Source organism: Piscirickettsia salmonis LF-89 = ATCC VR-1361 (assembly GCF_000297215.2).
GTDB lineage: Bacteria > Pseudomonadota > Gammaproteobacteria > Piscirickettsiales > Piscirickettsiaceae > Piscirickettsia > Piscirickettsia salmonis.
Window position 1 is genome coordinate 1 of the sequence record NZ_AMFF02000264.1, and the last position, 793, is coordinate 793.

The window sequence follows — 793 nt, forward strand, 5'->3', positions numbered from 1 at the left end:
TCGTTGAGTGCTATAACTCAAGATACTATAGAAGCCGCAAAGGTCGCTTTAGAGCGATCTAAAAAGGCGCTACAATTATCTCAAACCACTATCGAGACGTCTCAATCACCATCGCAAATAAATCTAGCAGCACCTAAAACTGCCTTAACGGCATCTCAAGCAGCTGTGGACTTATCCAAAGAAGCTGTAGAATTATTTCGTAGAGAAGCTCTATGGTTCACCGAAACTGTACCAGAATCAGCGCTAACCTTAGAATCTACTCAAAAAGTACTACAGTCATCCCAAGCTACTTTAAGTTTAGCTCAAGCCGCTTTAGAGTCGGCCCAGGCTGTAGCATCAACTCAAACAATGCCATCAACTTCAGAACCAGAATCAAAATCAGAGCAAAGCTTACAAGAGCCACCACAAGAAAGCTCAGCCGGTGCACAAGCAACTCTAGCTGCAGAAAAAATTGCTCTTACACAACAACAGCTCTTGGCAATTAAACAAGCACTTAAAGCCTCAGGCACGTCTGCATCAAAACAGCACATTATCGATAAATGCCAAACATTACAACAATTATGTTTTGCTGCATCCGTTCAACAAAAAGGTGGCCTATTTCATCCAACGCATACCACAACAACAGGCCATCTACTGCTACAGCTGTTAAAGCGTCCTGAAAATAGAGAACTAAAACAAGAAATTTTTCCTGGGAATACCAGTGCTTCGATGAGGGGGATTCGCCATTACGGGCGATATGGACAACAAGTACTACAACAACACGGGTATTTGCTAAGTTGTAAAACTCCAGATA

At 42.4% G+C, this 793-nt stretch carries 1 pseudogene; it reads left to right on the top strand.

Annotated features, from left to right (window positions below):
* Window positions 1-793 (top strand): annotated as a pseudogene (locus C200_RS15940) (hypothetical protein); the annotation flags it as partial.